General features: G+C 72.0%; 5 protein-coding genes. All 5 read left to right on the top strand.

What is annotated here, in order from left to right:
* On the top strand, nt 1-450 hold a 450-nt coding region (locus BKH32_RS05570), incomplete at its 5' end, for an AAA family ATPase (protein ID WP_143222719.1).
* A gap of 5 nt (nt 451-455) precedes the next feature.
* A complete protein-coding gene (locus BKH32_RS05565) occupies nt 456-1,835 on the top strand; it encodes a DUF58 domain-containing protein (RefSeq protein WP_075249023.1) in 1,380 nt (459 codons plus the stop codon).
* Nucleotides 1,832-4,417: a transglutaminase-like domain-containing protein gene (locus BKH32_RS05560; protein ID WP_075249022.1), complete on the top strand. Its 2,586-nt coding sequence runs from the start codon at nt 1,832-1,834 to the stop codon at nt 4,415-4,417. Before BKH32_RS05565 ends, BKH32_RS05560 begins: the two co-directional genes overlap by 4 nt.
* Nucleotides 4,414-4,737, top strand: a complete 324-nt coding sequence (locus tag BKH32_RS14345; protein ID WP_256691033.1) for a hypothetical protein — start codon at nt 4,414-4,416, stop codon at nt 4,735-4,737. Before BKH32_RS05560 ends, BKH32_RS14345 begins: the two co-directional genes overlap by 4 nt.
* Entirely contained in the window at nt 4,725-7,595 is a 2,871-nt protein-coding gene (locus BKH32_RS05555; RefSeq protein ID WP_256691032.1) for an FHA domain-containing protein, read from the top strand. Before BKH32_RS14345 ends, BKH32_RS05555 begins: the two co-directional genes overlap by 13 nt.
* Nucleotides 7,596-7,629: the final 34 nt, after the last annotated feature.

The raw sequence follows: 7,629 nt of genomic DNA, 5'->3' as shown, positions 1-7,629 counted from the left end.
TTCCTGATGAAGACCTCCGTGGGCTACCCCAACCGGGAGGCACTCACCCGGATCCTGTCCAGCTCGGCCCACCCGGACCGCTCCAAGAACCTGTCCGCGGTCGTGGCCTCCTCGGTCGTGGCCTCCATGGCCGACCTCGCCGCGGAGAACCACATCGAGAACTCGGTGCTGGACTACATCGGGGCGCTGGTGGAGGCCACGCGCGCAGCCGACGAGACCCGCATGGGCGTGTCCACCCGTGGTGCCATCGGCATGGCTCGGGCCGCCCGGGTGTGGGCGGCCTCCCAGGGGCGCAGCTATGTCCTGCCCGACGACGTCAAGGACCTCGCCGAGGTCGTGTGGGCCCACCGCCTGGTCATGGACCCCGACGCCGAGTTCACCGGCGCCACCGCCTCCGGCGTCATCACCGCCGCCCTGGCCCAGGTCCCCGCCCCCACGACCCGCGACTGAGCCGCATGACGCCTCAGACGACGTCGCAGAAACCTGCCCGCCAGGCCCGTCCGGGCTCGGCGGGTGGGCTCGGTGCATCCACCTCCTCCGCCGCAGCCCCGAAGTCCTCGGGGGCGCCGGCGTCCGCGCAGTCCGCGCCATCGGCTGCGTCGTCAACCTCCGCCGGCGATGCCCTGACCGCCAGGCCCTCGCAGTCCCGGCTGGCCGCAGCGGCCGCGGCGGCGCTACGGCCGCTGCGCTGGCTGCTGCACACCGTGACCCCGATCGGATGGGGCAGCCTGGTGCTGCTGGCGGCCTGCGGGCTGACCGGAGCCGTCATGGGCTGGCAGGAGGCGTGGAGCGCCGCGGCCGCCGTCGGCATCGTCGCGGTGAGCGCCTGGCTGTGGCTCATCCCCCGCCGCGGCTACTCGGTCAACCACAACCTGCTCGAGCCCCGCGTCACCGTGGGCGACCACGCCCTCATCCGCCTGATCGTCACCAACCCACGCAGCCGGCCGCTGCTGCCCTCGCGCATGGAGATGCCGGTGGGGCCGGGGCGCGCCGTCTTCGTCGTTCCGACCCTGACCCCCGGGGCCGTCCACGAGCGAGGCTTCGTCCTGCCCACGCAGCGCCGCGGCATCGTCACCGTGGGCCCGGTCCTGGCGGTCCAGCGCGACCCGGTGGGACTGCTCCAGCGCGAGCGCTCCCTGAGCACCGCGCAGCACATCCACATCCACCCGCGTACCGTGCGCCTGGGCACGGTCCTGCACGGCATCCTGCGGGACATCGAGGGCGCCGTCACCCAGGACCTGTCCAGCTCCGACGTCGCCTTCCACGCCCTGCGCGAGTACGTCCCCGGCGATGACCGGCGCAACGTCCACTGGCGCACCACGGCCCGCACCGGTCGCCTCATGGTGCGTCAGTTCGAGGAGACCCGCCGCTCCAGCCTGCTCGTCCTGCTGTCCACCCGCCAGGACGACTACGCCGGTGAGGAGGACTTCGAGACCGCCGTGTCCATCGCCTGCTCACTGGCCATGGACGCGATCCAGGACGGGCGCGAGGTCCGTTTCATCACCCAGATCGGGGCGCTGCCCACCTCCTCCGCCCTGCGGATGCTGGACACGTCCTGCCTGTTGAGCACCGGTGAGGACGACTTCGGCTGCGACCTCCTGGTGCGACACGCCTGTACGGCGCACCCCGATGCCTCTATCGTCGTGCTTGTCACCGGCCAGCAGATCGACCGCGCCACGCTGGCCCGGGCTCGCGGCTTCGCCCCGCTGCCCATGGTGGCCGTTACCCTGCGCGCGGGCCAGCAAGGTCTGTCACGCCACCACGCCGGAACGATGCCGGTCGTGGACATGGACCGTCTTGAGCAGCTTCCCACCGCCCTGAGGCGAGCACTATGACCCCCACGACGACTCTCACCACCGCCTCCCCCCGCACCGCGGGCTCCCCGATCTCGGGCGCCTCGCCGGCCGGGGTGTCTTCTCCCGCCGAGGCCCCCTCACAGGCCACCGCCGCGCCCTCCGGCGGCTCGGGCGAGTCCGCCTCCTCCTGGTCGACGGCGACGTCGTCGCGCACGCGCAGCCTCTACAGCAACGAGACGACTCGTCAGGCCCGCTCGATCACCGGGGCCGGCCCGCTCCTGTCACGCCCCTCCCGGCCGGCGCTCTCCGCCCGCCGCTTCCTGCCTCCCCGGCGCGGCGCCAAGCCGCCCACACCGGCGGTCGCCGTCCTCGAGCTGGTCCTCATGGCCGGGATCCTCGCCATCGGCGCGGTTCCCTTCCTACCGGTCTTCGCCTCCGTGGTCGGCTGCCTCGCCGTCGGCTACGGAGCGCTCATCGGCGCCCTGACCTCATTGATCTGCTCACGCCTGCGCCTATCGGTACTGCCGAGCATGGCGGCCCTGGCACTGACCCACGTCCTGGTGGCCCCATGGCTGCTGACCGACGTCGGCTCCGGGACGGCGGCGATCAAGACCGTGCTGGGCTCCACGATCACCGTGTGGCGCGATGCCCTGACCGTGCCGATGCCGCTGAGCTCCTTCAGCGGCATGACGGTGCTGCCGTGGATGAGCGGGCTGGTGGTCTCGGCACTGGCGACCCGTCTCATCCTGGCGGGTCGTCAGGTCCTGGCCGGCCTGACCCTCGTCTGCCTGCCCGCCGTCGGCATCGGCTGGGGCGGGCAGGAGGCCGTGCGTCCCACCATGCTGGGCATCCTGTTCGTCGTCGGGATCCTGGCCCTGTGGACCTGCGGCTCCCTGCGCCAGCGGCGCAGCCACGTCGTCGAGGCCCTGGACCTGAGCTCCTTCGCGACGACCTCGGGCGCCACGAGCGCCCGTTCCACCGGGGACCTCGGTCGGGTGGCCCTGCGCGGCGCGGTCATCGCCGCCGTGCTGCTCCTGGTCACCTCCCTGGCCGCCATGGTCCTCACCCCCGCCGCCCCCGCCTCCCGGACGGTGGTGCGCGACCTGTTCCAGCCGCCGCTGGACGTGACCGAGTACGCCAGCCCACTGTCCCTGGTACGCACCCTGGAGACGGACAAGGCCCACACCAGGCTCATGAAGCCCACCAACCTGCCCTCGGGCGGACGCATCCGCATCGCCGCCCTGGACTCCTACGACGGCCTGTCGGCCCACATCGGTCAGAACGAGAACGGCCAGTCGCGCTTCGAGCGCATCGGTGACAAGACCCAGCTGACGGCCAACCGGCTCGACGGGCGCAAGCAGACCTCCTCCCTGACCATCGAGGACTACAGCTTCCCCTGGGTGCCCACCATGCCCGAGACGATCCGCATCGAGTCCTCCGGGCCGCGTCAGTCCGCCCTGCGCGAGGGCATGTACTACGACAAGTTCTCCTCCACCGGGATCGCCACCAGCGGTCTGGCCTCGGGCGACGTCCTGACCGAACGGGTCGCCCCCTACACCGCGCCCTCCGAGGCCGCCCTCAACAAGGCCGCGCTGGCGCAGACCTCGCTGGGGCCGATCGAGCAGGTACCGCCGTCGGTGACCTCCCTGGCCAAGGAGATCGTCGGGGCCGAGTCCAACCCCATCGCTCAGATCCGGGCGCTCCAGCAGCGCCTGCGCACGAGCTACTACTCCGACGGCACCAAGAGCCCCTCCCAGCCCGGGCACGGGGCGGCCCGCATCGCCTCCATGGTGGAGGCCGACTCCCTCATCGGCGACGACGAGCAGTACTCGGTGCTCATGATGCTCATGTGCCGCTCGCTCAACATCCCGGCCCGCGTCGTCATGGGCTTCGACCCGGCCACCGACGGCGACGCCAAGACCGTCACCGGCGAGGACGTCAAGGCCTGGGTGGAGATCCCCTTCGAGGGCCTGGGCTGGGTGTCCTTCGACGTCACGCCGGACCGTGACCAGGTTCCCCAGCAGCAGACCACCCAGAAGGTCTCCAACCCCGAGCCCAACGTCCTCCAGCCCCCGCTGCCCAACGAGGACCCGGCCCAGCTGCCCCCCAACTACGAGGACCCGCAGCGCGACGACCCCCAGGACAAGGACAAGGGCGGTCTGCCGACCGCGGTCATCGCCGTCGGCGGCTCCATCCTGGCGATCGCGATGATCGTGGGCTCCGTCCTGGGTTGGAAGGCCTGGCGGCGCAGTCGACGGCGCGCACGCACCGGCGTCGGTAAGGCCCTGGGGGCCTGGGAGGAGATCCTCGACCGGGCCCGAGACCTGGGGCGCTCCCCGGGGTGGGGAGCCACTCGGCGGGAGGCGGCCGCCCAGCTGGCCCCTCACTTCCCGCAGGTCGATCTGCCTCGATTCGCCGGAGCAGTTGACACCCAGGTCTTCAGCTTTGGGGAACCGCCATCGTACGCTCTAGGGGAGTTGTGGGAGTCCTCAGATGCGATCGTCCACTCCATGGGGGCGGAGCGCTCGCGCCTGGGACGGGTATGGGCCCGTTTGTCCCCGCACTCCCTCGTCCATCCCGCCGGCAGGCGGTCACGTCGACCCAGGAGGTTGCGGTCATGACGATCACTGCTGACGCCCGTAGCAGCGCCTCGACCGCTGCGGGCCCACCGATGTCCTCCCACAGGCCCGATGAGACGCCGCGCACCGACGTCGTCAGCCCGTACGGCACGGCGCCGAGCGCCCCCGGTGCTCCACACGGCGGCGACTCCCACGGCGGCACGCAGACGGCCGCCTCCCGGGGATCGGAGCCCGGTGCGGCCCAGCCGGCTGCGCACACGCCGTCCCCTCCGCGTCGCCGACTCCCCCCGGCCCCGGTTGGGGCGCGCGTCGTGCCGGGGTCATCGACCTCGTCATCGGTTCACTGCTGGTGGGGGGCCTGACCACGGCCATCTGGCAGGTGGGCGGGCGCCCGGCCCTGACCAGCGGGCTCATCGCCTTCGGACTGGTCGTCGGGGCGCGCTGGCTCACCATCGCCACCACCGGCTGGTCCCTGGGCGGGCGGCTGCTCAGAATCCGCATGCTGGGGGCCCGCAACCAGACCCCCTCAGCACTGGGCTCCTTCCTCCACGCCGATCTCATCCTGGCCGTCAGCATCACCACGCTCGGCCTGGGCACCATCGCGCTCATGCGCACGGCGTCCGCCGACCCCGAGGGGCGCGGCTGGCACGACAAGCTCTCCGGGATGGCGCTGCTCAATGCCCGCAGGACGAAGCGTCCCGAGCGGCCCGTTCCCTCGACGTCCGAGCCGCAGGAGCGTTTCGTCACCGAGTCCGTCTCCACCGGCCCCCGAGCCGATGCCGGGGCCGAGGAACCGGAGGCGTCCTCAGTCCAGGACATCGGTGAGGCGTGGGACGCCGCCAGGCGCGCGTCCCTGTCCTCCTCCGGAGAGCAGAGCGCCACGAGCCAGGAGCCCGCCGCCACACCGTCCTCTCAGGCCGCTGAGGTGCCGGACGAGGCCGCCTCCGCGCGTCGGCGCTCCGAGCGGGCCGAGCGCAAGGCTGAGAAGAAGGCCGGGAAGGCGGCACGGGGCAAGAAGGCCCGGAAACGCGGTCCCCGTCCCGGCTCGACGCTCGCACGAGCCGGACAGGAGACGGCGCAGGAGGCCCAGCAAGTCGCCACGGCGGGCGCCCAGAGCGCCGCCGAGGCAGGCGTGACCGATGCTTCGGGCAGGAGCGCGCACCCGACGACGTCGGATCCGGTCTCCTCCTCGATCCGCCGCCCTCGTCCGGCCCGCCCGAGTCGACCCGCGCGCCATGCCGGTCGCGCCCTGGCGACCGGCTCGTCCAGCGGCTACGCGCCAGCGGTCTCAGGAACCTCCGCCGAGGGCCAGGCCGTGGGCACGGATCCCGCTGCCACCGCGGCCGCGCCTCGGACCACCGCCAAGGCCGCCAAGGCGGCGACCGTGTCATCGTCCGCCTCGGCGAAGTCGGCGGCCTCCGCCGGTCCGGCGATCGTGGACACCGACGCCGAGGCCGTCGCAGCCGCTTCCGCCACGCCCATGGACCCTCAGGCATCCGCTGCGATGGCCGCGGCCCAGGCCACGTCCCGGCCGGCGGCGGAGAAGACCTCGCAGCCCTCGGCGAGGCCCGTGGACGAGAACGCCGTCACGATCGAGTCCAAGGACACGGAGGATGCCGCTTCCCCGGATCGGGAGGACACGAAGACGGCACCGGCCGAGCCCGCACAGTCCACGAAGCCGGCGGCCGAAGCCGAGGAGCCATCCGACGAGGCGTCCGAGGAGCAGGTCGAGGAACGGCCGGTACCCGCTTCCTCAGGCTCCGACGACGCCCCGTCGCAGCAGCCCTCGCAGATGGATACCGAAACCGCTACGCTCGACGTCGTGGAGGACTCGCCGTCTCAGTCCACGGATGATGCCGATGGTCAGGGCGACGAGGCCGAGAAGCTCTCGACCCACGCTCCGCCCTCGTCTCAGCACCCGGCCGATCAGCAGCAGTCGGAAGCGACGACGCCCTCAGCGGAATCCTCCACAACTGCTTCCGATTCCGAGGCATCCCAGTCCTCAACGTCGCAAGATGCAACTTCCACACCACAAGTCCCGCGCTCGAAAGCCACAGAACCCGTAACATCACAGACGATGGAACCACGACACGCCCACGCCCAGCGCTGGAGGATTCAGCCCGGTCACGCCGGCAAGAAGACCTCCGGCTCGTCTGCTGCACCTGCCGAGGATCAGCGAGAGTCGGTGTCACAGCCCGGCGTTCCTCGTCGCGAGAGCCTCTTCGCCACCGAACGGCAGCGCTTCGCCGCCGGAGCAGGCTCCGTCCCGGAGGTGGCGCATACCTTCGACACATCCAGCATCCTGCCCTCGGGGGACCGCAATACGCAGGCCCTCATCGACTCGGTGCCCTGGTCCTCGGTTCCCACCTCGGTCGATGCCGCCACGGTGGACTCCCTGCCGGAAGGCGCCATCATCTCCGAGGACGGCATGCCCCAGCCGCCGAAGGCGGTTTCGACGCCTCCGCAGCACGCCTCCCCGATGGACCTGACCAACCCCGCCACCGTGCCCGGTGGTGTCCCGGCCGCCTCGGAGGGGAAGACGCACCCGACCGTGCGCAGTCACCGCAGCCATGCTCGAGCCTCCGCCAGCAGCGCGACGAGCCCGGCCGTCCCAGAGGGGAGCTCTCCGCGCCGGTCCCATGCCTCGCACCGCCTCGCGGGACCAGGTATCCCCTCGCCCGCGGATGGACGCGCCGTCCCCGCCCAGGCGCCGGAGCAGTCCCGCACCAGCGTGTCCAGGCACAGTTCCGGCAGCATGCCGGGGGCGGCAGCACCGTCCTCCACCCCCGCTGCTGGCGTCTCCCTGCCCCCGGTCACGCCGGTTCCCGACGCGAGCGCCCAGACCGCCACTCCGTCGCTCCCGTCGGCCTCCTCGGCCGCTCCGGCCCTGTCGGTGCGTCTCGTTCCGCTGCTGGGTGGCAACCCGATCCTCATCCACGAGCCCACAGTGGTGGGCCGCGACCCCGACAACATCTCGGCCTACCCCGGGGCGGAACGCGTCGCTCTTGACGATCCCACGCGCTCGGTGTCCAAGACGCACGCAGCGATCTTCCCGCTGCTGGACGGGGTGTGGGTCACCGACCTGCACTCCACCAACGGGACTCGGGTGGAGTACCGCGATGGGCGCACCGTCGAGGCCGTACCGGACAAGGCGCTGTCCGCCCTGGAGGGCAGCACGATCTTCTTCGGCCGCATCGCCTTCAAGGTGGAGGTCGTCTGAGTCCCGCGCCGGTTCCCTCAAGTGGCTCGTCGTC

The organism is Actinomyces oris (genome assembly GCF_001929375.1).
In the GTDB taxonomy this organism is placed as follows: Bacteria; Actinomycetota; Actinomycetes; order Actinomycetales; family Actinomycetaceae; genus Actinomyces; species Actinomyces oris_B.
Note: the sequence above shows the minus strand (reverse complement) of the source record. Positions and strands in the feature narration are given on the sequence as shown.